The organism is Nocardioides sp. REDSEA-S30_B4 (genome assembly GCF_001627265.1).
Taxonomy (GTDB): Bacteria; Actinomycetota; Actinomycetes; order Propionibacteriales; family Nocardioidaceae; genus Nocardioides.
Window position 1 is genome coordinate 1 of record NZ_LUPI01000067.1, and the last position, 23915, is coordinate 23915.

The following is a 23915-nucleotide window of genomic DNA, read 5'->3' on the forward strand; positions in this document are numbered from 1 at the left end:
GTGCCCGCCGGCCGGACCGTGCGGCTGCCCGGCCGCGGGAGCACCTTCGTCGTCGACGTCCCCGGCCCCACCCCCGACGCACCGGTCGTGGTCCTCCTGCACGGGCTGGCGTGCACGGCGTACCTCAACTGGTTCCCGGTGCTCGGGGCGCTCGGCGACCGCTACCGCGTGGTGGCCTTCGACCAGCGCTGGCACGGGCGCGGCATCGTCTCCGAGCGGTTCCGCATCGAGGACTGCGCCGACGACGCCGTGGCGGTGCTCGACGCGCTCGGGATCGACCGGGCGGTCCTCGCCGGCTACTCCCTCGGCGGCTTCGTCGCCCAGGAGACCTGGCACCGCCACCCCGACCGGGTGGCCGGCCTGGTGCTCGCCTCGACCGCACGCAACGGCCAGGGGACCGTCCACGAGCGGCTCTTCTTCCCGGTGCTCGCCGCCACCATGAACCCGGTCTCGCGGCACGCCGCCGCCCGCGTCGAGCAGCTCGCGCAGAGCCTGCCGCTGACCCCCGACGTCCACCTGACCGACCTGCCCTCGTGGGGCCTCGCCCAGGTCCGCAGCACCTCGGGCTGGGCCTACCCCGAGGTGGTCAACGCGGTCGGTCACTTCGACTCCTCCCCCTGGATCGGGGACGTCGACGTCCCCACCGCGGTCGTCGTCACCGAGAAGGACCACGCCATCCCCACCCGTCGCCAGCACAAGCTCGCCGCAGCGGTGCCGGGCGCCCGGGTGTTCTCCGCCCCGGGCGGCCACGCGTCGGTGGTCCTGGACGCCGCGCGGTGGCTGCCGGTCTTCGAGGACGCCCTCGACGACGTGTGGCGACGCGCCGGTGCCGACGTGGCGGGCAGCACTCATCGGCTCCGGGACGTGTCCGCCGGCTGAGTCCTGGGTATACGGCTGGTCGGAGAGGGGAGTCCACATGCACGAGACACACCAGCTGGCGCACGAGCCGGCCAGCGTCGCCGTCGCCCGTCACGAGCTGCGCGACCTGCTGGAGCGCGAGGGCGTCGGCGAGTCGGTCGTCTACGACGCCACCCTCGTCCTCAGCGAGCTCGTCTCCAACGCCGTGCGTCACGGTCGCCCCACCGCTGCGGGCCACGTCGAGGTGTCCTGGTCGCTCGAGCCCGAACGTCTCGTGCTCGAGGTCGCCGACGGCGGCCGCGGCGGCTCGGTCGAGGCCGTGGACGCCGACCCCGACTCCGACCACGGGCGGGGCCTGATGATCGTCGGCGAGGTCTGCGACCGCTGGCACGTCGACCGGCGCGACCGGCGTACCCACGTCGTCGCCGAGCTCGCGCTCGCGATGGCCTGAGGGACCTTCCAGCGCCCAGCCCGGATCCTGGCCCGGGACCTCAGAGCGCGGCGGAGAGGACCGTCTCGCCGGAGTCGTCGGTCACGACCACGGCTGTGGCCGCGTCGCGCAGCAGGGCCGACTGCAGGTTGCAGACCATCTCCTCCGCACCGGTGCCGAGGAACTCCCCCGCCGGTGTCCGGGTGCCGTCGGCGTCGACGAAGGCAGCGCGATAGACCGCGCCCTCCTCGAAGCCCGCACCCCGGAAGCGCAGCTCCACGCCCCACGTGTGCGGCACCAGCCCCGCCTCCTCGACGGTGACGTCGGGGTCGACGACGTCGAGCGCAACCGCCTCGTAGGGCACCGCGGGCGGCTCCGGCACGGTGGCGCGCCCGAGCAGCACCCCGCCGGTGCCGACCAGGACGGTCACCATCGCGGCCGCGCCGAGCCACTGCACCCGGCGGGTACGCCGGCGCAACCGGTCGTCCCGGCGCCGTGCCAGCTCGTCGGCGGCCCGCGCGGACCGCTCGGCCGCCACGGCGTCGCGGATCTCGCGACCCAGCCCCGGCGGCGGGGAGGCCGGAGAGGCCAGCCGGGCCGCGTCGACGTCGGCGAGGGCCCCGCGCAGCGGGGCGATCTCCTCCAGCTCGGCGCGGCAGGCCGCGCAGCCGTCGAGGTGGGCCCGCAGCGCGGTCTCGTCGGTGGCGTCCAGGGGGTGTCCCAGCGCGTGCGCGCCCAGCAGCTCGCGCAGCCTCTGGTGTGCGTCGTCGGGCCCGGTCATCGGTCCACCCCCATCTCGTCCATCGCGGCACGCAGCGCCTTGAGCCCGTAGAACACCCGGCTGCGCAGCGTCCCGACCGGGACCCCCAGGTCGGCGGCGACCTCGTCGTGGGGCCGCTCGCGCAGGTGGGTCTCGACGATGGCCACGCGGTGGTGCTCGGAGATGCGGCGCAGCGCCTCCTCCACCACCCATGATCCCACCAGCCGCTCGGTCGGGTCCGGCACGGTCTCCCCCGCCACCTGCGCCGCCACCTGCGCCGTGGGCGGGTCGACCAGGCGCGTCTGCCACGGCCGCACCGACGCCGCACGGGCGTGGTCGATCATCGTGTGGCGCGCGATGCCGAACAGCCAGCTGCGCAGCGAGGACAGCGACGGGTCGAAGAGGTCCGCGCGCCGCCACGCCTTGAGGAAGGTCTCCTGCGTGACGTCCTGCGCCGCTCCGGCGTCGTCGAGCCCGCGGAGCACGAAGCGGTAGATCTGCGGTCCGTAGAGGAGGTACGCCGCGTGCACCTCGTCCTCGTCGCGCAACCCCGCCGGCACCGGGGGCGCGGCCGGGCGGGTGGTCGTCGTGGCCGCGGGTGTCTCGGTCACCGGGGGTCCTCTCGCAGGGAGCTCTGGTCTGCCTTCGGAGCCGGTCGAGGGACCGGATGGGTCGCTCACCCGGAAGGACCGGTTCCGCACCGATCCGGACCGGCGGTGAACGCGCACCGGCCCAGCGCCGTACCCACTCCCGAGGACGGACCCTCGTCCTCGCCCCAGGCCGGACCGACCGGCCGCCGACCGAAGGGCCAGAAACGACATGACTGCTCCCTCCCGCAGGCGCTCCCGGGTCACCGGTGGCGCCGCAGCGGCCCTCCTGGCGCTCGGCGCCGGGACCGCGCTGACGCTCCCCGCCTCCGCCGCCGACGTCGCCACCGTGGACGTCTCCACCGCCGACGCGGCCACCGGCTCCTCCGCACGCACCGCTGCTGCGGCGCGCGCCGGGGCCCGCAAGGTCAAGGTCGACTCCGAGCGCGACCTGCGCGACGCCGTCGAGCAGGCCAACGCCTCGACGGGCCTGACCCGCATCAAGGTCCGCGACCACGTCCGCCTCAGCGGCGGCCAGCTCGACGTGACCGGCCAGATCGTGATCAACGCGCGTGCGCACCGCATCGACGCCCGCGGCGACAGCCGCATCTTCGACGTGGCCGACGGCGGCCGCCTCGTGCTGAAGCAGGCGCGCCTGGTCAGGGGCGCCGCCCCCACCGGTGAGAACGGCGGAGCGATCCGCAGCGCCGGCGAGGTCGTCCTGCGAGGCACCACCATCCGCGCCTCCGTCGCCGAGGGCACCGGCGCCTCGGGCGGTGCCATCGCCAACGAGGCCGGGAGCCTGCTGGTCTCCGGCTCGGTGCTGCGCGGCAACAGCGCGACCCGCGCCGGCGGCGCCATCGAGGCCGTCGAGGGCGACACCACGCTCATCGAGACCCGCGTCATCGAGAACTCCACCGGCGCCGAGCCCGGCAACGGCGGCGGCCTGCACCTGACCGGCACCGGGACGGTGTCGGTGCAGAGCAGCTGGGTCGCCGACAACATCGCCTCCGCCGAGGGCGGCGGCCTGTGGAACTCCTCCACCGGCACCTTCACCGTCGACCGCACCGTGCTGATGGGCAACGTCGCCGAGGGCGTCGCGGCCGACCAGGGCGGTGGCGCGCTGTACAACGACGGCGGCTCCCTCACCGTCACCCGGTCCTCGCTGGAGGACAACAGCGCCACCGGCACCGCCGGCTCCGGCGGCGGCATCCTCAACAACCTCGGCACGCTGAGCGTCGAGCGGTCGACCCTGTCGGGCAACACCGCCAACCGCGCCGGCGGCGGCGTCGAGGCCAACGTCGGCACCACCACGCTGGCGGGTGTCGAGCTCACCGGCAACGACGCGGGCCAGGCCCCGGGCAACGGCGGCGGCCTGCACCTGACCGGCGCCGGCACCGTCGAGGTGCTCCAGAGCACCGTCACCGACAACACCGCCGTCGAGGGCGGCGGCCTCTGGAACTCCTCCGGCGGCACCTTCACCGTCCGCGGCACCAGCCTGGAGGGCAACAGCGCCTCCGGTGCCGGGGCCGACCAGGGCGGCGGCGCGATCTACTCCGACGGCGGCACCACCGAGGTGCTCGGCTCGGACCTCGTCGACAACAGCGCCACCGGTGCCGCGGGCTCCGGTGGCGGCATCCTCAACAACGCTGGCGCGTTGGTCGTGCGCCGCAGCGTGCTCGACGGCAACGACGCCCAGCGTGCCGGCGGCGGCATCGAGTCCAGCGCCGGCTCGACCGAGGTGTTCCGCACCGACCTGCTCGGCAACGACGCGGGCGCGGCCCCCGGCAACGGCGGCGGCCTGCACCTGACCGGCGCCGGCACCGTCGACGTCGCGCAGAGCACCGTGTCCGGCAACAGCGCCGTCGAGGGCGGCGGCCTGTGGAACTCCGCGAGCGGCACCTTCTCGATCAGCGACACCGTGGTCGAGGGCAACACCGCCACCGGTGACGCGGCCACCCAGGGCGGCGGCGGCGTCTACAACGACGGCGTCATGACGATCACCGGCTCGACGATCGACGACAACACCGCGACCGGCGCCAGCGGCTCGGGTGGCGGCGTCCTCAACAACGGCGAGGGCACCAACCCCGCGACGCTGACCATCGAGGACACCACCTTCGACGGCAACTCCTCCTCCCGCGCCGGTGGTGCGGTGGAGACCAACGTCGGCACCCTCGTCATCAACGACGTCGACATGACCGGCAACGACACCGGCGCTGCCCCCGGCAACGGCGGCGGCCTGCACGTCACCGGCGCCGCGACCGTCACCTGGGACGGCGGCACCGTGACCGGCAACAACGCGGCCAACGAGGGCGGCGGCCTGTGGAACTCCGCCACCGGCAGCATCACCGCCACGAACCTGGTCGTCACCGGCAACACCGCGCCCGCCGGCCCGGACGTGTTCAACGTCGGCGGACCCTTCACGCTCAACGGCACGCCCGTCCCGGCCAGCTGACTGCCGGCGGGGACTGCTCACCGAGCACCGCGCAAGACCCGGTACGCCGGCGGGGCACCCCGTCGGCGTACCGCCCTCGGCCCCGGGACCGGTCTCAGGTCCCGGGGCCGAGGTGCGTCCAGGGCCGTCTCGTGGCTCGTCTCGTGCCACGGCTCGTGTGGCTCGGCGCGGTCCATGCGCCGCGCTGGGCCACACGAGCGCGACAGGGGCCGGCACGGGTGTGACGCGGTCGGGGTGTGAACGGAGCAGACCGCGGGTAGACGCCTCAGGTCCCCCACGACACAGACCGAGGAGTGCCCTGGTGAGCGCCGCCCTGCGTGACCGCTACGTGCTGGAGAGCCTGCTGGGCTCCGGCGGGATGGCCGACGTGCACCGAGCCACCGACACCACGCTCGAGCGCAGCGTCGCGGTCAAGGTGCTGCGCGACGTGGCCGGCGACGAGTCGGCGCGGCACCGCTTCGTGGCCGAGGCCCGCACCCTGGCCGGCCTCTCCCACCGCAACCTGGTGACCGTGCTCGACGCCGGTATCGGGGAGGACGACGACCGCCCCTTCCTGGTGATGGAGCTGGTCGAGGGCCGCTCGCTGGCCGACGCGCTCCAGGACGGGCCGCTGACCCCCGAGGACGCCGCCGCCGTCGGCGCCCAGGTCGCCGCCGCGCTCGCCTACGCCCACGACCGGGGCGTGGTGCACCGCGACGTGAAGCCCGGCAACGTGCTGCTGGGCGGCGACGGCCGGGTCAAGCTCGCCGACTTCGGCATCGCCCGGCTCCTGGGCGACACCGCCCGCCACACCCGCACCGGCACGGCCATCGGCACCGCCGCCTACCTCGCGCCCGAGCAGGTGCGCGGCGAGGACGTCACGGGCGCCGCCGACACCTACGCCCTGGGGCTGGTGATCCTCGAGGCGCTGACCGGACGCCGGGCGTTCCCGGGCAGCCCCACCGAGGCGGCCCTGGCCCGGCTCCAGCGCGACCCCGAGGTCCCGGCCGACCTGCCGGGCGGATGGGCGACGCTGCTGGCCGCGATGACGGCGGCCGACCCGGCCCACCGCGTGGACGTCGCGGAGGCCGCGGACCTGCTGGCCTCCGGCGTACCGGCACCGGCTGCTCCAGAGGCCGGTCCCGGGGCCGTTCCCGGGAGCGGCGCTGACGGTGACCGCACCGCGCTGCTCACCGCCCCCGTCGCCACCGCCCCGCTCGCCGCTGCGGCAGCGCCGGCGACCCCGTCGCGCCGGTCGGCCCCGTCGGCCCCGTCGGCCCCGTCGGCCCCGTCGTCGAGGCCGGCCGCGGACCGTGCCGGGGACGCGATCGCCCGGACGCCGGGCCGGCTGCTGGCGTTCTGGCAGGGGTTGGCGCCGCACCGGGCAAGGGCAAGGGCAAGCAGAAGGAGAAGGGCCCGAAGGAGAAGCAGGACGACGACGACGAGGACGACGACGACGACTGACGGCCGGCGGGCCGGGCGCGCAGGACCGGGCTACGGTGGGGTCATGGCCACGATCGAGCTGACCGCCGAGAACTTCGAGTCCCACGTCAAGGACGACGACATCCTGTTCGTCGACTTCTGGGCCAGCTGGTGCGGGCCGTGCCGCCAGTTCGCCCCGACCTACGAGGCCGCCAGCGAGGCGCACCCCGACATCACCTTCGGGTCGGTCAACACCGAGGAGCAGCAGGAGCTCTCCTCGGCCGCGGGCATCTCCTCGATCCCCACGCTGATGGCCTTCCGCGAGGGCATCCTGGTCTTCGCCCAGCCCGGCGCCCTGCCCCCGGCCGGGCTCGACCAGCTCATCGGGGCGGTCAAGGGCCTGGACATGGAGGACGTCCGCGCCCAGGTGGCCGCCCAGGCCGCGGAGTCCGGCGACGCCCAGGGCTGACCGGCCCCCTCCCCGCTACTGAGCGCGGGGTCGGCCCGGGTCGGCCCGGATCAGTCGGTGGGGCGCGCGGCGTCCTGGCTCTGGTCGGCGGTCTCGGGCTCGTCGCCGTAGACCCCGCGCTTGCGCGCGTCCTCGACCTTGCGCAGCTGGCGCACCAGGCTCCAGCCGAGCAACGCGACGGCGACGAGGCCGAGGATGAACAGCAGGAAGGCGATCGACCCCGCCTTGACGTCCTCGGCCTCCGGGACCTCGTCCACGAGGGGCGCGAGGAGCGGGAGGACGGTGTGCACGACGTCGAGCAGCATGCTCAGATCCTCCCACCGACGGCGTCGGGGTGGTCCATCAGCCCCGCGAACAGGTCGTCCTCCGGGGTGGGCGCCTCCACGTGGGTGGTGACGAGCTCGTAGTCCTCGGTCGGCCACACCTCGGCCTGCAGCTCGCGCGGGATCGCGAACCAGAAGCCGTCGGGGTCGATCTGCGTCGCGTGGGCCAGCAGCGCCTGGTCACGGACGCCGAACCAGCGGTCGCAGACGACGCGCGTGGTGATGCGGGCGTCCCACTCCGGCTCGGGCTTCCAGTCCTTGAGCCGCTCCTCCCACGGGGACTCCAGGCCGTGCTGCTGCATCGCGTCGTGCAGCGCCTGCATCCGCGGGCGGTTGAAGGAGTGGTGGTAGTAGAGCTTCAGCGGCTGCCACGGCTCGCCGGCGTCGGGGAACCGCTCGGGGTCGCCGGCGGCCTCGAAGGCCGCCATCGACACCTCGTGGCAGCGGATGTGGTCGGGGTGGGGGTAGCCGCCGCGCTCGTCGTACGTCGTCATGACGTGCGGCCGCACGGCCCGGACGATCCGCACCAGCGCCTCGACGGACTCCTCGAGCGGGGCCAGCCCGAAGCAGCCCTCGGGGAGCGGGGGCTTCGGGTCACCGTCGGGCCAGCCCGAGTCGACGAAGCCGAGCCAGTGCTGGGTGATACCGAGGATGTCGCGGGCCCGCTCCATCTCCTGGCGGCGCACCTCGGTGATGTTGGCCAGGATCTCGGGGCGATCCATCTTGGGGTTGAGGATCGACCCGCGCTCGCCTCCGGTGCAGGTCACGACGTGCACCTCGGCGCCCTCGGCGACGTAGCGGGCGGTGGAGGCGGCCCCCTTGCTCGACTCGTCGTCGGGGTGGGCGTGGACGTGCATCAGACGCAGACCGGCGTACGGCCTGTCCTGGGGCTCCTGCGACATGCCCTCCATCGTAGGAGGGCCCCCGCGACGCCCTGCGGCGAGGATGGGACCATCGGGGGGTGACTTCGCAGGACCTCATGGCGCAGCGGTACGGCGCTCCCGCGCCCTGGCGGCGTCGCGCGGCCGTCATCGCGACCGTCGTGCTCGCGGTCGTCTCCGGGCTGCTGGTCGCCTGGGCGGCGTGGACCCACGCCACCCCCGAGGCCCGCTCGGAGCTCGTCGGGTTCACCGTGACCGACGAGCACGAGGTCGTGGCCGACGTGCAGGTCCAGCTCAGCGACCGGGCCAGCGACGTGCAGTGCGTGCTGCGTGCGCTGGCCGAGGACAAGAGCGCGGTCGGGGAGGCCGTCTTCACGCCCGAGGACTCCGGTCGGATCAGCGTCCCGATCCGGACCGAGCGCCGGGCCACGGCCGTGGAGAAGGTCGGCTGCACCGCCGACGGGCAGAAGCGGCCCCGCTGACCCCACCCGGGAGGGTGTGAGCAACGACCTGCGTCAGGCGGGTCTCGTTGCTACAGTGGCGAGATCGACCGTCCCGCAGGGCTGCTTCGCGAAACGGCCCGCGACCTCCGTCGTACGGCCATTCGCAGCCGACCGGAGGCGGTCGAGACAGTTCGCACCCGACAGTGACGAGAAGTGACGAGACGGGCCGGCGGGCCGCACCCCGAGATGGCGGGGCGGGGTCCCGCGGCTCCACGGCAGGAGTAACCCGATGACGCAGTCCCCGCAGCAGGAGAAGATCTGGCTCACCCAGGCGGCCCACGACAAGCTCGTCGCCGAGCTGGAGGACCTCAAGGGCCCCGTGCGCCAGGAGGTCATCGAGCGCATCAGCGCCGCTCGCGACGAGGGCGACCTGAAGGAGAACGGCGGCTACCACGCCGCCCGCGAGGAGCAGGGCCGCATCGAGGGACGCATCCGCCAGCTCGAGGACATGCTGCGCCGCGCCGAGGTCGGCGAGACCCCGCCCGACGACGGCATCGTCGAGCCCGGCATGAAGGTCACCTACAAGTTCGTGGGCGATGACGACGACGAAGCCGAGACCTTCCTGCTCGGCGCCCGGGAGATCGAGCCCGACGGCCTCACCGTCTACTCCCCCCAGTCGCCGCTGGGCGCCGCGATCAACGGCGCGTCGAAGGGCGACACCGTCTCCTACGAGGCGCCCAACGGCAAGACGCTCGAGGTCATCATCCTCGACGCCGAGCCCTACACCGGCTGAGGGCCGCCGGCCTGTTCCACCACCGGGTGGTGGGACAGGCCCTACTCCGCCACCCGGTAGCCCTGCGCCCGAAGCGCCGAGAGCACCGTGTCGGAGTGCGTCGACCCGCGGGTCTCCAGCTGCAGCATCACGTCGACCTCGTCGACCGAGAGCAGCGGGGAGATCCGCTCGTGGGCGACCTCCAGGACGTTGGCCCCGGAGTCGCCCACCACGGTCAGCAGCTTGGCCAGGCCACCGGGCACGTCGGGGATGGTGACGTGCAGGTTGAGGTAGCGGCCGGCGGCCGCCATGCCGTGCCGGATCACCTTGCCCAGCAGCAGCGGGTCGATGTTGCCGCCGGAGACGACGGCCACGCAGGGGGTCGGGAAGCGCGCGGGGTCGTCGAGCAGGGCAGCCACCGCGGCCGCACCCGCCGGCTCCGAGACCAGCTTCGCCCGCTCGGCCAGCGCCAGCACCGCGCGGGCCAGGGAGTCCTCGGAGACGGTGACGACGTCGTCGACGTGGTCGCGCACCGCGGCGAACGTCAGGTCGCCGGGCCGTCCGACCGCGATGCCGTCGGCCATCGTGCGCATCTGCTCCAGCGGGGTCGGGCGCCCGGCCTCGAGCGAGCCGGGGTAGGCCGCGGCGTCCTTGGCCTGCACCCCGACGACGCGTACGTCGGGCCGCACTGACTTCACCGCCAGGGCGACCCCGGCCAGCAGCCCCCCGCCCCCGGTCGGCACCACCACGCTGGCCGCCTGCGGCAGCTGCTCGAGGATCTCCAGCCCCACGGTGCCCTGACCGGCGATCACGTCCTCGTGGTCGAAGGGGTGGATGAAGACCGCCCCGGTGCGCTCGGAGAACTCACGCGCGGCGACCAGGGCGTCCTCGAGGTAGGTGCCGGTGAAGACCACCTCGGCGCCGTACCCCCGGGTGGCGCGCTCCTTGGGGATCGGCGCCCCCTCGGGCATGAAGACCGTGGCGCGGGTGCCGACGAGCTGCGCGGCCAGTGCGACGCCCTGGGCGTGGTTGCCGGCGCTGGCGGCGACGACGCCGCGGGCGCGCTCGGCCTCGCTGAGCCGCGAGAGCCGCACGTAGGCGCCGCGCGCCTTGAAGGAGCCGGTGCGCTGGAGGTTCTCGGCCTTGATACGGACCTCGCCGCCGGCCACGGCCGAGAGCCAGCGCGACTCCTCCATCGGCGTGCGCACCGCGATGCCGTCCAGCAGCAGCCGGGCCGCCTCGATCTCGGCGAGACCGACCTGGCTCATGCGGACGCTCCGGGGCCGTCGGGGTCGTCGCGGCCGGGCCCGTCGGGGTCGGGGGTCGCGGGCGCTCGCCCGGTCTCGGCGTAGTCCTCCTCGAGCTCCTCGACGGGGTCGTCGCCGGGGTCGGTGTACGCCGCGAGGTGCAGCCCCACGGCGTTGACCGCGGCCGCGAGCGGGACGGCCACCAGCGCACCGACGATGCCGGCGACCAGCACGCCGACCGCGATCGCGACGATCACCCCGAGCGGGTGCACCGAGACCCAGCGGCCCATCAGGAACGGCTGCAGCACGTGGCCCTCGAGCTGCTGGACCACGATGACGCCGATCAGCATCAGCAGCGCCGCCCAGGGACCCTGGTCGACCAGCGCCACCAGGATCGCCACCGTGCCGGCGACCGTGGCACCGACCATCGGCACGAAGGCGCCGAGGAAGACCAGCACCCCGATGGCGGCGACGAACGGCAGCCCCATCACGGCGGCCCAGATCGAGATGCCGATGGCGTCCACGAGCGCCACGATCACCGTGGCCCGCACGAACTGGCGCAGCGAGATCCAGGCGACGCGGCCCGAGGAGTCGACGCGGGCGCGGGCGGTGCGCGGCGCGAGCCGCACCAGCCACGACCAGATCCGCGCCCCGTCGGCCATGAAGAAGTAGGTCGCGAAGAGCACGATGAAGAAGCCCGCGAAGACGTGGGTCAACGTCGTGCCCAGCTCGGTGATGCGGGTGAGGATCTCGCCCTCGTCGGAGCGCTCGGCGATCGCCCGCTGGGCCTGGTCGATGTAGCCGTCGATCTGGCTGTCGGTGGCGTGCAGCGGCCCCTCCTGGAGCCACTGCCGGATCTCCCCGAGCCCGGCCACGGTGGAGTCGGCGAGGTCGCTGGCGCCGCCGGCCACCTGCTGCCCCACGAAGGTCAGCAGCGCGACCACAGCGGCGATGCCCGCCGCGACGGTGAGCAGCGCGGCCAGCCCGCGGGGCACGCCCCAACCGGCCAGCCGGTCCACCAGCGGCACCGCGAGCGCGGTGATCAACAACGACACCACGACCGGGACCACGATGACGATGAGGTAGCCCAGCACCCACCCGACGACGGCCAGCGCCGCGACGATGACCAGGAAGCGCCACGCCCACGCCGCGGCGAGGTCGTAGCCGACCGGCACCGGCGCGCGGGTCACGGAGCCGGCCGCGACCAGCTGCGGCGGCGGCGCGAGCTGGCGCTCGCGCTCGTCACGCAGCGCCGACCACTGGGAGAAGAGCCGCTGCGCGAGGCTCTCCGCCTCGGACTGGGAGCGCTCGCGCCGCAGGCGACGGCGCTCGCCGAGGCGGGTCTGCTCGACGGGGCCGACGTCCGGGGTCCCGGAGCCGTCGGTCGCCTGGGACCTCCCGGGGGGCGGCTGCTCGTCGCTCATCGCCTCAACCTAGATCACCGCGCCGACGACCTCAGCGCGACAGGGCCGAGGACAGCGCCTGGTCGAGGTCGGCCACCAGGTCCTCGACCGACTCGATGCCGACGCTGAGCCGGACCAGGTCGGCGGGGACCTCCAGGTCGGTGCCGGCCACGCTGGCGTGCGTCATCCGGCCGGGGTGCTCGATGAGCGACTCCACGCCACCCAGGGACTCCCCCAGGGTGAAGACGTGGGTGCGCTCGCAGACGGCCAGCGCCGCGGCCTCGCCGCCCTTGACGCGGAAGGAGACCATGCCGCCGAAGCGCTTCATCTGGCGCGCGGCCACCTCGTGGCCGGGGTGGTCGGGCAGCCCCGGGTAGATGACCTGCTCCACGGCCGGGTGCTCGAGCAGGTGGGCCACGATCCGCTCGGCGTTGTCGCAGTGGCGGTCCATCCGCACCGCGAGGGTCTTGAGCCCGCGCAAGGTCAGCCAGGCGTCGAACGGGCCGGCCACCGCGCCCATGGCGTTCTGGTGGAAGCGGATCCGGTCCGCGAGGGCGTCGTCGCGCACCACGAGGGCGCCGCCCACCACGTCGGAGTGCCCACCGACGTACTTGGTGGTGGAGTGGACGACGACGTCGGCGCCGAGGGCCAGCGGCTGCTGGAGGTACGGCGACGCGAAGGTGTTGTCCACGACCAGCAGTGCGCCCGCGTCGTGGGCGACGGCCGCCAGCGCCTCGATGTCGCCGATGCCGAGGAGCGGGTTGGTCGGCGTCTCGACCCAGACCAGCCGGGTCTCGCCGGGGCGGATCGCCGCGCGGACCGCGTCGACGTCGGAGACGGCCGCGGGGCTGTGGACCAGGCCCCAGACCTGCTCGACCTTGTCGAAGAGGCGGAAGGTGCCGCCGTACGCGTCGTCGGGGATGACGGCGTGCTGGCCGGGGCCGCACAGGGCCCGCACGAGGGTGTCCTCGGCGGCCAGGCCGCTGGCGAACGCGAAGCCGTGGGTGCCGCCCTCGACCGCCGCGAGCGCACCCTCCAGGGCGGTGCGGGTGGGGTTGGCCGAGCGGGAGTACTCATAGCCCCCGCGCAGGCCGCCGACGCCGTCCTGCTTGTAGGTCGAGGTGGCGTAGATCGGCGGGATGACCGCGCCGGTGCTGGGGTCGGGCTCGTAGCCCGCGTGGATCGCCCGGGTCTCGAAGCCGGCGTCGGACCAGTCAGGGTGCTCGCTCACCGACCGAGCGTGTCAGATCCCGAGCGCTGCGGCGACCTCGGGGTGGAGCCGGCCGGGGTCCACCAGGTGGCCGGTGGGCTGGTCCTCGGCACGCGCCAGGGGAGCCTCCTGGCCGCGCGTGAGGGAGGCGGGCCGCCACAGCCCCTCGTGCACCCAGTGGACCAGCGGCGTGACCGGCCCCGGGGCGACCGCGTAGGTGCTGCGGACGTGGTCGGCGAGGTGGCCCAGCGCGGCCGCGGCACCGGGGCCGTCGACGACCCGGATGGCGAGCTGGTGGCGGTACGGGGCCCCCACCAGGACGCCGCGACCCGGGGCGCGCCGGTGCCCGACGACGGAACATCCCCACGATCGAGCCTCCCGAGCGGCCTCGTGGCACGTCGGACGCGGGGTCCGGCGCGTTTTCTTGGACCCGGGGAACATGCTCGGAGCAGCGTTGTTGCAAACGTGGAGGGCCTCACACCGGCCCTCGCGCACCACGCGTCACACCCGTCCCTCCTCCCACCGTCGCAAGGAGACGCCCGTGTTCCTCGGCCGCAAGCAGTCCGCCCTCGTCGCCCCCGAGCAGACGCTGCCGGGCCGCAGCGAGCGCCCCTGGCACCTCTCGGAGCGGCACGCCGTGCTCGACGCGCCGCTGGTCACCGACACCGCCCCCGCCGGCCACGAGGTCGCGATCTTCGGCCTCGGCTGCTTCTGGGGCGCCGAGGAGGTCTACTGGCAGGTGCCCGGCGTGTGGTCGACGTCGGTCGGGTACGCCGGCGGGGACACCCCCCACCCGTCGTACGAGGAGGTGTGCTCGGGCCGGACCAACCACACCGAGGCCGTCCGCGTCGTCTTCGACCCCACCGTCGTGTCCTACGCCGACCTGGTGAAGCGCTTCTTCGAGGTCCACGACCCCACGCAGGGCATGCGGCAGGGCAACGACGTCGGCACGCAGTACCGCTCGGCGATCTACTGGACCACCCCCGAGCAGGAGGCCACCGCCCGCGAGCTGACCGAGGTCTACGGCGCGGAGCTCGCCCGCCGCGGCCTCGGCTCGATCACCACCGAGATCCGCTCGGCCGAGGACACGCCGTACTACTACGCCGAGGACGCGCACCAGCAGTACCTCCACAAGAACCCGTTCGGCTACCGCTGCCACGCCAACACCGGCGTGGCGTTCCCCGCCTGACCCCACCCGCGCGGATCACGACGTTCTGCAGGTGGGGAGCCCGATCTCCCTGCAGAACGTCGTGATCCGTGGAGACCTGCGGGACGTCATGCGGACGGGAGCACCGTCGCCGCGGGACGCATGACGTCCCACGGTGCCGCGTCACCCGCAGCGGTCTTGGGCGGTCGGAGATGATGTGGTCGTGACCGAGATGCCCCGCAAGGCGATGGCGCGCACCGCGCGGCTGGCTGGGCTGCCGCTGGGGTACGCCGGACGCCAGGCCGTCGGGTTGGGCAAGCGGCTCGGCGGCAAGCCCGCCGAGGCGGTGATGACCGAGATCCAGCAGCGCACCGCCGAGCAGGTCTTCCGCACCCTGGGCGAGCTCAAGGGCGGGGCGATGAAGTTCGGCCAGGCGCTCTCGGTGCTCGAGGCCGCGCTGCCCGACGAGCTGGCGGGGCCCTACCGCGAGCAGCTGACGAAGCTGCAGGACGCCGCTCCCCCGATGCCGACCTCGACCGTGCGCGAGGTGCTCGCCCGCGACCTGGGCGAGGACTGGCAGCAGCGGCTGGTCTGGCTCGACGGCGGCCCCACGGCGGCGGCGTCGATCGGCCAGGTGCACCGCGGGCGCTGGCGCACCGACGACGGCGCCGAGCACGAGGTCGCGGTGAAGGTGCAGTACCCGGGCGCCGGTGACGCGCTCCAGGCCGACCTGCGCCAGCTCACCCGGCTCGGGCGCACCGTCGCCCCGCTGATCCCGGGCATCGACGTCAAGCCGCTGGTCGCCGAGCTGCAGCAGCGCGTCGTCGAGGAGCTCGACTACGAGCTCGAGGCCGCCAGCCAGCGCACCTTCCACGACGCCTTCGAGGGCGACGACGAGATCGTCGTGCCCGACGCACTCGCCACCGGACCGACCGTGCTGGTCACCGAGTGGCTGGAGTCCACCTCGTCCCTGGCGACGGTGATCGCCGAGGGCACGCGGGCCGAGCGCGACCACTTCGGACGGCTGTTCACCCGGTTCCTCGTCGCCGCGCCCGCGCGCACCGGTCTCCTCCACGCGGACCCGCACCCCGGCAACTTCCGGGTCGTCCCCGGCGTCGACGGCGGTCCCGCACGCCTGGGCGTGCTCGACTTCGGCGCGGTCGCCCGGCTCGACGGCGGCTTCCCGCCGGCGATGGGACGGTTGCTCTCGATCGCCGCCACCCGCTCCGGGGAGGACCTCGTCGACGCGCTGCGGGAGGAGGGGTTCATCAAGGACCGGATCCGGGTCGAGCCCGAGCTGGTGCGCGACTACCTGCTGCCCTTCGTCGAGCCCGCCACGACCGAGACCTTCCGGTTCTCCCGCGAGTGGATGCGCGGGGTCTTCGCGAAGATCAACGACCCCCGGGACCCCGCCTACACGGTCGGGCTCAAGCTCAACCTGCCGCCGTCGTACCTGCTGATCCACCGCACCTGGCTCGGCGGCCTCGGCATCCTCTCCCAGCTCGAGGCCGAGGCACCGTTCCGGCAGATGCTGCTCGACCACCTGCCCGGCTTCACGCTCGACTGACCGGACCGACCCGGAGCACCGGCTCGGCAGGCACAGCAGGTCGAACCGGCGTATCAATACGCCGGCTCGCGGGCGAGGGGGTCCGGTCAGAGGTCGGTGGCGCCGTCGATCGACTCGCGGATCAGGTCGGCGTGGCCGCAGTGCCGGGCGTACTCCTCGACCATGTGCACCAAGATCCACCGCAGCGACACCGGGCCGCCGCGCCGCTCCCGCGCAGCCAGCACGTCGAGGCCCTCCCCGCGGGCGAGCGCCTCGTCGACCAGTCGGTCCGAGGTCGCGATGGCCTCGTCCAGCCAGGTGCGGAGCTGGTCGGGGCTGTCGTCGACGGCGCTGTGCCAGTCCCAGTCCTCGTCGGCCTCCCAGTCGACGTCGGCCCAGATCCCGCTCGGCTCGTGGCCGTGCAGCACGATCGAGAACCACCACTGCTCCACGAAGGTCAGGTGCTTGAGCATCCCGCCGAGGGTCATCGTCGCCGGCGCCAGAGTCCATGCCAGCCCGTCCGCGCCGACACCGGCGCACTGGCGGCGCAGGGTGTCGCGGAAGTGGTCGAGGAACGCCCGCAGCGTGGTGATCTCGTCGGCCGTGGTGGGGATGCTCACGCCTCGACCCTAAGGCGCCGGCTGGAGCACCCCGGTGTCGGCTCAGCCGCAGCCGCCGGCCACCGCCGGGCCGTGGTCGGAGCCGGCCGGCTTGTGCAGCACCGCCCACGTCGGGCTGAGCAGTAGGTCGTCGCCGTCGACTGCGGCGGTGCCGTCGACGAGCAGCGTGAAGCCCGCCGGCTCGGTCGCCTGCGTGGGCGGCCACATCAGCGTGGCGCCCGGGTGGGCGGCCGCGTTGGCCAGCGACCCGCGCCCAGGAGTCGTGATCCGCAGCGCCTCCCCCTCGGGCGCGACCCCGACGGCCACGGCCTTGACCCTCTCACCCGACGTCGTGAGCAAGTACGCCGCCGCGAACCGCCTCAGCTGGTCGGGGATCGAGTGGAGGTCGACCGGGATGCTCATGGCCGCAGCGTAGTTCTCCACAAGCCCGGTCCGGGACGGAGCGGACTGTCGGTGCCTGGCCGTAGGAAGGGCCCACGGAAGTCCGATCGGGAGGAGCAGGGATGGACTCGGCTGGCATGGAGGGCGCGGGGGCAGCCCGACAGGTGGTCAGGGACGCGGAGGAGTACCTCCAGCGCGTGGTGGCGGAGGTGATGGCGCCGCACCCGGCGGAGTGCGTGCTCTGCTACATCGCCAGGATGCTCGACGAGCACGGGTGCGACGAGACCCTGCGGTGGGCCGGTCGCTTCCGCGAGCTCCGGTCGCCCCGGGCCACCGCGCTCGAGTCGCGCATGCAGGCCGCGGGCGGCTTCTGCGACTGCGAGGTCTTCAGCAACGGCTACCGCCTACGGCGCGAGCACCTCGAGCGCGACATCCACACCGACGAGCTCCGCGAGCCCGACCGGCCACCGACCTGTGCGGGGGTGGGCCGTCTGGACTCGACCAAGCCCTGCACGGTCTGGGAGTCCCGGCGCCGTCGCTCACCCGGCTGCTGGTGAGCCGTCCACCCACCGCTGCCCGACCACCACCGGGCGGGCAGCGCCGGAGGTGAGCTCGGCCAGCAGTCCCTCGGTCCGCGCGACCTGCGCCGGGTCCACCCCGAGCAGCACCCGCACCCTCGCCCCGTACGCCGTCTCGAGCACGTCCACGCCGCGTGACCTCAGCTCCGTCTCGACCCGGCCGGCCTCGGCGTGGTCGAGGTCGACCTCGACCTCGCTGCGCAGCCGGCGCTCGAGCAGCCCGGCTCGCGCGACGGCGGCGCGCACGGCGTCGCCGTAGGCGCGCACGAGTCCCCCGGCACCCAGCAGGGTCCCGCCGAACCACCGGGTCACGACGACCGCGGTGTCCGACAGCCCGGCCCCGCGGAGCACCTCGAGCATCGGGGCGCCGGCGGTGCCGGCCGGCTCACCGTCGTCGGAGGACCGTTCCACGGGCACGGGCGGCGGGCCCACGACGAAGGCGGAGCAGTGGTGCCGGGCGTCCCAGTGCTCGCGGCGCAGGCGCTCGACCAAGGCCCGCGCCGCCGCCTCGTCCTCGACCCGCTCCAGGGTGCACCGGAAGCGCGAGCGCTTCACCTCGATCTCGGCCTCCGCCGAGCGTCCGGGCACCCGGTAGGTCACGACCGGCTCGACCATCGGCTCACCACCAGCCCGCGACCTCTCCGCCGATCCGCACGACGAAGGCGCCGACGACGACGAGGAAGAAGACCCTCACGAAGCCCGAGCCTCTGGCGACGGCGGTGCGCGCACCGACGTACCCGCCCACGAGGTTGGCCGCCCCCATGAGCAGCCCGACCTTCCACAGCACCGCGCCCTGGGGGACGAACACGACGAGGGCCGCGAGGTTGGTGGCCCAGTTGGCCATCCGCGCCTTGGCCGAGGCCTCGAGGAACCCGTAGCCCAGCAGGGCCACGAGGGCGACGACGAAGAACGACCCGGTGCCCGGGCCCAGCACGCCGTCGTAGAAGCCGACGACCAGACCGACGGCGAGCGCAGCCGCGGTGTGCCGGTGCCCGGCGAAGCGCAGCACGGTCGCACCGCCGAGGTTGGGCCGGAACGCGACGTACCCGCCGACGAGCACCAGCGCCACCAGCACGATCGGCTCGAAGGCCGAGCGGGGCACGTGCGAGGCGACGGCGGCGCCGAGGGCCGATCCGACGAACGCCAGCCCCATCAGCGGCAGGAAGGTGCGTGGGTCCGGACGGACGCGCCGGAAGTAGGTGGCCGAGCTGACGGTGGTGCCGCAGATGGAGGCCAGCTTGTTGGTGGCCAGCACCTGCACCGGCGCGGCCTGCGGGAGACCCAGCAGCAGCGCGGGGAGCTGGATGAGCCCGCCGCCCCCGGCCACCGCGTCCACGAAGCCGGCCGTGAGGCCGGCGAGGGCCAGGAGGAGCAGCAGGGTCGTCGTCGGGTCCTCCACGCGCCGACCCTAGGTGACGCCCTTACCGTGGCCGCGTGCGCATCGTGTCCCTGCTGCCCTCGACCACCGAGATCCTCTTCGCCCTCGGCGTCGGCGAGGACGTCGTCGGCGTGACGTTCGAGTGCGACTTCCCCGCCGAGGCGCGTGGCCGACGGGTGGTGTCCGGGACGGCCATGCCCGAGGGCCTCGACCCGGCCGGCATCGATGCGTGGGTCACCGCCGCGACGGCGGCCGGGGAGGACCTCTACACCCTCGACGCCGGGGCGCTGTCCGACCTCGACCCGGACCTCGTCCTCACCCAGGACCTCTGCGCCGTGTGCGCCATCGACGTCGACACGGTCGAGGACGCGCTGGCCCACCTGGGGTGCCGGGCCGAGGTCCTCTCCTTCGACCCGCACACGATCGCGGAGATCGCGGACTCGGTGCGCGCGATCGGCCGAGCGGTGGGCCGGGAGCAGAAGGCCGAGCGGCTCGCCGCGACCGTCGACGCGCTCGACGCGGCGCGTGCGAAGGCCCCTGGCACCACCAGGCCCCGGGTCGTGGTGCTCGAGTGGACCGACCCGCCCTACGCCCCCGGGCACTGGATCCCCGAGATGGTGGAGGCGGCCGGCGGCGAGTGCGTGCTCGGCACGGCCGGCGCCCGGTCGGTGCGGACCACGTGGGACGAGGTGGCCGCGGCGCGCCCCGACCTCGTGGTGGTGGCCCCCTGCGGCTTCGACCGTGAGGGGGCCCGGGCGCAGGAACGGGCGCTGCTGGCGGCGGGGGTCCTGCCGCCCGGGGTGCCGACGTACGCCGTGGACGCGAACGCGCACTGGGCGCGCCCCGGCCCGCGCATCGTCGAGGGAGTGGAGGACCTCCGCACAGCACTCGGCCGCCCGAGGGAGGGAGCCCTCGGACGGCCGAGCTGGTAGAGCGGGTCAGGCAGGCGCCCGGGGCCGCGGAGACGAAGGGGACGCCGTCGGGCAGGGTGTCGACGAGCGTCACGTTCTCCGCCGTCCGGCCGCCCTCGTTGGTGACGGTCACGGTGTAGGTGACGGTCTCCCCGGCGTACGGCTTCTTCTTGTCCACCGTCTTGGTGACGACCAGGTCGGCCTTCACCGGGACGACCGGGGTGCTGGTCGAGGCCGCGTCGTGGCCGTTGCCGTCGTTGTCGTCGATCGTCGAGGCGGTCTCGGTCAGCTTGATCGCCGGCGCCGCGACCACCGGGGGGGACGTGGAGTCGGGGTCGGTGACCTTCGAGCCGTCCGGCGCGGTGCCGGTGGCGGTCGCGGTGTTGTCGACCGTGCCTGCATCGACGTCGGCCTGGGTCAGCGTGTAGGTCTTCGACGAGCAGGTCACCCACGCACCCGGGCCAGCGCACCGGCCGGGCAGGTGACGTTCGGGTCCGCGCCGACGAACAGCGGGTCGTGGACCTTGACCGGGTTCAGCGTGACGTTGTGGTGGCGACGTGGGCGAACTGGTTCCGGTTGTGGACGTCCTGTTGCCCGAGAGACGTCTCAGCAACAACCCGGGGGGAGGACCCCGGCGCAGACCGGGGACGGGGATGTCAGGCCCTCAGCCGCCGACCCAGAAGCCGCGTCCGCCGAACCAGTCGGAGTAGCCGCCGCCCATCGACGAGCGCGCGAAGCCCGATCGGTCGCCGAGGTAGGAGCCCACGACCGCAGCGCCCAGGTCGTCGAGCTCGGGAGCGACGACCCTGCCCTCGACCCGCGAGGCCATCGAGCCGATGAAGCGCGCCAGGCCGGGGTCCTCCCCCAGCCGGAAGAACGTGGTCTGCGCACCGAGGCGACGTGCGTTGTCGAGCTCGCGGACGGCGTAGGCGATCGTCAACGGGTGCGGCGGGTAGGAGAAGAAGACCTCGCCGTCGGGCTCGAGGTGGCTGGTCGGCTCGCCATCGGTGACGACCAGCAGCACCGGCTGGGCGTTGGGGTGCTTGCGGAAGTGCCGGTTGGCCAGCAGCAGGCCGTGGTGGAGGTTGGTGCCCTTGTCGTACATCGCGTCGAGGGCCGTCAGCTCCTCGATCTCCATGCGCTGGGCGTGCCGGCCGAAGGCGATCAGCTGCAGGTGGTCGCCGCGGAAGCGGGACCGGATGAGGGTGTGCAGCGCCAGCGCGGTGCGCTTCATCGGCACCCAGCGGCCGTCCATGGCCATCGAGAACGAGGTGTCCACGAGCAGGGCCACGGCGGCCTGGGTGCGCTCCTCGGTCTCCTGGACCTCGACGTCGTCGATCGTCAGGCGGACACGGGGTCTCGACCCCCGCTCGCTTGCGCTCGCTGCTCGACCATCGGTGAAGCGCCCCTCGCCGGCCTCGCGGACGATCGCGTTGGTGAGGGTGCGGGTGACGTCCCAGGGCTCGGTGTCGCCGAACGCCCAGGCCCGGGTGGCACCGGAGCGCTCGCCGGACGCTCCGGCACGGCGTGACTCCCGCTGACCCTGTCGGCCCGAGAGCCGCTCCGCGGCGTCGCGCAGGAGGGACTTGCCGAGCTGGCGCATCGCCTGCGGGGTCAGGCGGAGCTGACCGTCGGAGCCGCGCTGGAGGGTGCCGTGCTCGCGCAGGGCCTGCTCGAGACGCTGCAGCGTGCGGGCGTCGACCGCCGCCTCCTCACCCAGCTGGCGCGAGAGCGCGTCGAGGTCGAGGTCGTCCATCCGGGCGCCGCCGTAGGACTGGGAGAGCTGCTCGGACAGCGCGTCGAGCTCGGCGAGGTCCTGGAAGACCCCCGTGCCGTCGCCGAGGCCGAGGCCCTTTTGACCGTTCATCTGCTCCGAGCCGTACCAGTCCTCGCCCGGACGCAGCGCCTGCAGGTTGCCGTCGAGGCGGGCCAGGGACTCCATCAGCGCCGGGGACCCGAAGGCCTGGGCGGAGAGCTCCATCAGCTGCTGGCGCTGCTCGGGGCTCATCGAGTTCAGCATCCGCTGCGCGGCGGCGGCACGGGCGGCCATCGCGTCAAGCAGCTCGTCGAGGTCCTGGGGCTCCTCGGGGAACTGGTCCCCGTGCTTGCGCATGAACTCCTCGAAGTCCTCCTGCGTGTCCTCGCCGCGCTGACGCTTCTCCAGCAGCTCGTTGAGGTCGCTGAGCATCTCGTCGATCGCCGCACGGTCCTCGTCCGTGGCGTTCTCCAGGGCCTGCTTCATGCCCTGGAAGCGCTGGTCCAGCAGCTCGCGACCGAGCAGGTCCTTGATCTGCTCGAAGGCCTCGCGGGCCTGGCTGCTCTGCCAGTCGTAGGACGACAGCTCGCTCACCGCGGCGGCCGGGTTGGGCGACAGGCTGTCGAGCGTCATCTCCCGCAGCGCCCGGTCGCCGTCGTCCATCATCGCGTCGCGGGCCAGCTGCTTGCGCTCCTCGAGCACGGCGCGGTCCAGCAGCTCGCGGACCTCCTCGAGGGTGCCGTCGAGGTTGTGCCGCTTCAGCAGCTCGCGACGGCGCTCGGCCACCCGGCGCGCCAGGTCGTCGAGCCCCTGCTGGTCCTGCCCGCCGCGCCGCAGGAACTCCCGCAGCGCGCGCTCGGGGCTGTAGCCGGCCATGACATCCTCGCCGATCGCGTCCAACGCCTCCGACAGGTCGACCGGTGGCGCGAGCGGATCCCGCCCGCCGTCGTAGCGGCCGTAGCGGGAGGCGCGGCGCTGGGACCAGACGTCAGCCATGGCTCAGCCGTAGACCGTCTCGCCGCGACCGGACTCCTTGCTGACCTTCCGGGCGAGGTAGAGCCCCTCCAGCGCCAGCTCGATCGCGCCTGCCCGCTGGCCGTCGTCGGTGGCGCCCAGCCGCTCGCAGACCTGGTCGTAGAGGTCGGACTCCCCCAGGCGCGGCAGGCCGGCCAGGAAGTCCAGCGCGGTGACCTGCTCGCCGGTGGTGACCATCTGCCCCGCCTCGAGCGCGTCGACGAGCAGCCCGAGGTCGAGGCCGCGGAACCGGTCACGCACGGTCTCGGCGACGGCGGTGCGGAGCAGGTGGGTGAGCACCTCGGCCTCGCGGCCCTCCTCGCCGGACTCGAACTCGATCTTGCCGCCGAGCACGTCCACGGCAGTCTCGAGGTCGACGACCCGGGCCACCGCCTGCGGCTCGCCCTGGACCGTGGCCCGGTGCAGCGCGGCGGCGGCGATCGTCTCCGCACCGGCGATGGCGAACCGGGCCGAGACCCCCGAGCGCTGGTCGACGGCGCTGGAGTCGCGCAGGTGACGGGTGAAGCGCGCCAGGATCTCCAGCAGGTGGGGCGGGACGTCGGCGACCAGGTCGGCCTCCTGGCGGATCACCGCCACCTCGTCCTCGAGCTCGGTCGGGTAGTGGGTGCGGATCTCGGCGCCGAAGCGGTCCTTGAGCGGGGTGATGATGCGCCCGCGGTTGGTGTAGTCCTCGGGGTTGGCGCTCGCGACGACCAGCACGTCCAGCGGCAGCCGCAGCACGTAGCCGCGGATCTGGATGTCGCGCTCCTCCATCACGTTGAGCATCGCGACCTGGATGCGCTCGGCGAGGTCGGGGAGCTCGTTGATGGCCACGATCCCGCGGTGGCTGCGCGGGATCAGCCCGAAGTGGATCGTCTCCAGGTCGCCCAGCGAGCGACCCTCGGCGACCTTCATCGGGTCGACGTCGCCGATGAGGTCGGCGACCGAGGTGTCGGGCGTGGCCAGCTTCTCGGCGTACCGCTCGTCGCGGTGGCGCCAGGAGATGGGCAGGTCGTCGCCGTACGCCGCCACCGCCTGCTGGGACTGCACCGTGATCGGCTCGTAGGGGTGCTCGCCGATCTCGGAGCCGGTGATCACCGGGCTCCACTCGTCGAGCAGGCCGACCATCGTGCGCAGCAGGCGGGTCTTGCCCTGCCCGCGCTCACCGAGCAGCACGATGTCGTGGCCGGCGATCAGCGCCCGCTCCAGCTGCGGGATCACGGTGTCCTCGAAGCCGTGCAGCCCCGGCCACGGGTCGCGCCCCTCGCGCAGCGCGGCGAGCAGGTTGTCGCGCATCTCGGCACGCAGCGTCCTCAGCTCGTGGCCGGAGGCCCTGAGCTCGCCG

General features: G+C 73.9%; 25 protein-coding genes and 1 pseudogene. 11 read left to right on the forward strand and 15 right to left on the reverse strand.

The window, feature by feature from the left end; genetic code table 11:
• On the forward strand, positions 1 to 879 hold an 879-nt coding region (locus A6R01_RS12460; RefSeq protein ID WP_292606321.1), incomplete at its 5' end, for an alpha/beta fold hydrolase.
• Positions 880 to 916: 37 nt separating this feature from the next.
• Entirely contained in the window at positions 917 to 1309 is a 393-nt protein-coding gene (locus tag A6R01_RS12465; RefSeq protein WP_292606323.1) for an ATP-binding protein, read from the forward strand.
• A 40-nt stretch (positions 1310 to 1349) separates the two neighbouring features.
• Here the strand turns inward: A6R01_RS12465 and A6R01_RS12470 are convergent, their stop codons facing one another.
• The gene (locus tag A6R01_RS12470) at positions 1350 to 2069 is read right to left on the reverse strand and encodes an anti-sigma factor (protein ID WP_292606325.1); all 720 of its coding nucleotides are present in this window, start codon (positions 2067 to 2069) and stop codon (positions 1350 to 1352) included.
• Entirely contained in the window at positions 2066 to 2659 is a 594-nt protein-coding gene (locus tag A6R01_RS12475) for a sigma-70 family RNA polymerase sigma factor (protein ID WP_292606327.1), read from the reverse strand. Before A6R01_RS12475 ends, A6R01_RS12470 begins: the two co-directional genes overlap by 4 nt.
• A 208-nt stretch (positions 2660 to 2867) precedes the next feature.
• Here A6R01_RS12475 and A6R01_RS12480 point away from each other — a divergent pair, with 208 nt between their 5' ends.
• Entirely contained in the window at positions 2868 to 5090 is a 2223-nt protein-coding gene (locus A6R01_RS12480; RefSeq protein ID WP_292606329.1) for a hypothetical protein, read from the forward strand.
• 301 nt (positions 5091 to 5391) lie between these two features.
• Positions 5392 to 6960: a protein kinase gene (locus A6R01_RS12485; RefSeq protein ID WP_292606331.1), complete on the forward strand. Its 1569-nt coding sequence runs from the start codon at positions 5392 to 5394 to the stop codon at positions 6958 to 6960.
• A 50-nt stretch (positions 6961 to 7010) separates the two neighbouring features.
• Here A6R01_RS12485 and A6R01_RS12490 read toward each other — a convergent pair whose 3' ends face one another.
• A complete protein-coding gene (locus tag A6R01_RS12490; protein ID WP_292606333.1) occupies positions 7011 to 7265 on the reverse strand; it encodes a hypothetical protein in 255 nt (84 codons plus the stop codon).
• Positions 7266 to 7267: 2 nt separating this feature from the next.
• A complete protein-coding gene (mca, locus tag A6R01_RS12495; RefSeq protein ID WP_292606335.1) occupies positions 7268 to 8185 on the reverse strand; it encodes a mycothiol conjugate amidase Mca in 918 nt (305 codons plus the stop codon).
• Positions 8186 to 8244: 59 nt separating this feature from the next.
• Here mca and A6R01_RS12500 point away from each other — a divergent pair, with 59 nt between their 5' ends.
• Positions 8245 to 8646 (forward strand): DUF4307 domain-containing protein, encoded by a 402-nt coding sequence (locus A6R01_RS12500; protein ID WP_292606337.1) that lies wholly within the window; start codon positions 8245 to 8247, stop codon positions 8644 to 8646.
• 250 nt (positions 8647 to 8896) lie between these two features.
• The gene (greA, locus tag A6R01_RS12505; protein ID WP_292606339.1) at positions 8897 to 9400 is read left to right on the forward strand and encodes a transcription elongation factor GreA; all 504 of its coding nucleotides are present in this window, start codon (positions 8897 to 8899) and stop codon (positions 9398 to 9400) included.
• 41 nt (positions 9401 to 9441) lie between these two features.
• Here the strand turns inward: greA and ilvA are convergent, their stop codons facing one another.
• The 4 genes from ilvA to A6R01_RS12525 are packed head-to-tail and all read right to left on the reverse strand — an operon-like array spanning position 9442 to position 13554.
• Positions 9442 to 10647, reverse strand: a complete 1206-nt coding sequence (gene ilvA / locus A6R01_RS12510; protein ID WP_292606341.1) for a threonine ammonia-lyase — start codon at positions 10645 to 10647, stop codon at positions 9442 to 9444.
• On the reverse strand, positions 10644 to 12050 hold the full coding sequence (locus A6R01_RS12515; protein ID WP_292606343.1) for an AI-2E family transporter: 1407 nt from the start codon (positions 12048 to 12050) through the stop codon (positions 10644 to 10646). The genes ilvA and A6R01_RS12515 overlap by 4 nt, the downstream gene beginning before the upstream one ends.
• Before the next feature lie 31 nt (positions 12051 to 12081).
• Positions 12082 to 13260, reverse strand: a complete 1179-nt coding sequence (locus A6R01_RS12520; RefSeq protein WP_292606345.1) for a cystathionine gamma-synthase — start codon at positions 13258 to 13260, stop codon at positions 12082 to 12084.
• Between the two features lie 12 nt (positions 13261 to 13272).
• Entirely contained in the window at positions 13273 to 13554 is a 282-nt protein-coding gene (locus A6R01_RS12525; RefSeq protein ID WP_292606347.1) for a hypothetical protein, read from the reverse strand.
• Positions 13555 to 13780: 226 nt separating this feature from the next.
• On the opposite strand from A6R01_RS12525, the gene msrA reads away from it, so the two are divergent.
• Both msrA and A6R01_RS12535 read left to right on the forward strand, forming a co-directional pair.
• Positions 13781 to 14428, forward strand: a complete 648-nt coding sequence (gene msrA, locus A6R01_RS12530; protein WP_292606349.1) for a peptide-methionine (S)-S-oxide reductase MsrA — start codon at positions 13781 to 13783, stop codon at positions 14426 to 14428.
• Between the two features lie 190 nt (positions 14429 to 14618).
• Positions 14619 to 15953, forward strand: a complete 1335-nt coding sequence (locus A6R01_RS12535; protein ID WP_366925108.1) for an AarF/ABC1/UbiB kinase family protein — start codon at positions 14619 to 14621, stop codon at positions 15951 to 15953.
• Between the two features lie 86 nt (positions 15954 to 16039).
• Here A6R01_RS12535 and A6R01_RS12540 read toward each other — a convergent pair whose 3' ends face one another.
• Both A6R01_RS12540 and A6R01_RS12545 read right to left on the reverse strand, forming a co-directional pair.
• Positions 16040 to 16552, reverse strand: coding sequence for a DinB family protein (locus A6R01_RS12540; protein ID WP_292606353.1), 513 nt, complete (start codon positions 16550 to 16552; stop codon positions 16040 to 16042).
• Between the two features lie 42 nt (positions 16553 to 16594).
• Positions 16595 to 16954, reverse strand: a complete 360-nt coding sequence (locus A6R01_RS12545) for a pyridoxamine 5'-phosphate oxidase (RefSeq protein ID WP_292606355.1) — start codon at positions 16952 to 16954, stop codon at positions 16595 to 16597.
• A gap of 101 nt (positions 16955 to 17055) precedes the next feature.
• Here A6R01_RS12545 and A6R01_RS12550 point away from each other — a divergent pair, with 101 nt between their 5' ends.
• Entirely contained in the window at positions 17056 to 17490 is a 435-nt protein-coding gene (locus A6R01_RS12550) for a DUF2695 domain-containing protein (RefSeq protein WP_292606357.1), read from the forward strand.
• On the opposite strand, the gene A6R01_RS12555 is transcribed toward A6R01_RS12550, so the two are convergent.
• Together A6R01_RS12555 and A6R01_RS12560 are read right to left on the reverse strand one after the other, a co-directional pair.
• The gene (locus A6R01_RS12555) at positions 17473 to 18126 is read right to left on the reverse strand and encodes a YigZ family protein (protein WP_292606359.1); all 654 of its coding nucleotides are present in this window, start codon (positions 18124 to 18126) and stop codon (positions 17473 to 17475) included. The genes A6R01_RS12550 and A6R01_RS12555 overlap by 18 nt on opposite strands.
• 4 nt (positions 18127 to 18130) lie before the next feature.
• Positions 18131 to 18910 (reverse strand): TSUP family transporter, encoded by a 780-nt coding sequence (locus A6R01_RS12560; RefSeq protein WP_292606361.1) that lies wholly within the window; start codon positions 18908 to 18910, stop codon positions 18131 to 18133.
• A gap of 35 nt (positions 18911 to 18945) precedes the next feature.
• Between A6R01_RS12560 and A6R01_RS12565 the strand changes: the two genes are divergently transcribed.
• Positions 18946 to 19821, forward strand: coding sequence for a cobalamin-binding protein (locus A6R01_RS12565; protein WP_292606363.1), 876 nt, complete (start codon positions 18946 to 18948; stop codon positions 19819 to 19821).
• A 64-nt stretch (positions 19822 to 19885) separates the two neighbouring features.
• On the opposite strand, the pseudogene A6R01_RS18325 reads toward A6R01_RS12565, so the two are convergent.
• Positions 19886 to 19978: pseudogene (locus A6R01_RS18325) on the reverse strand (hypothetical protein); the annotation flags it as partial.
• Between A6R01_RS18325 and A6R01_RS12570 the strand changes: the two are divergent.
• A complete protein-coding gene (locus A6R01_RS12570) occupies positions 19941 to 20228 on the forward strand; it encodes a hypothetical protein (protein ID WP_292606365.1) in 288 nt (95 codons plus the stop codon). The pseudogene A6R01_RS18325 and the gene A6R01_RS12570 sit on opposite strands and share 38 nt — an antisense overlap.
• Positions 20229 to 20464: 236 nt before the next feature.
• Here A6R01_RS12570 and A6R01_RS12575 read toward each other — a convergent pair whose 3' ends face one another.
• Positions 20465 to 22552: a VWA domain-containing protein gene (locus A6R01_RS12575; protein WP_292606367.1), complete on the reverse strand. Its 2088-nt coding sequence runs from the start codon at positions 22550 to 22552 to the stop codon at positions 20465 to 20467.
• Positions 22553 to 22555: 3 nt separating this feature from the next.
• Positions 22556 to 23915: magnesium chelatase (locus A6R01_RS12580; protein ID WP_292606369.1), on the reverse strand; the 1360-nt coding region annotated here is incomplete at its 5' end.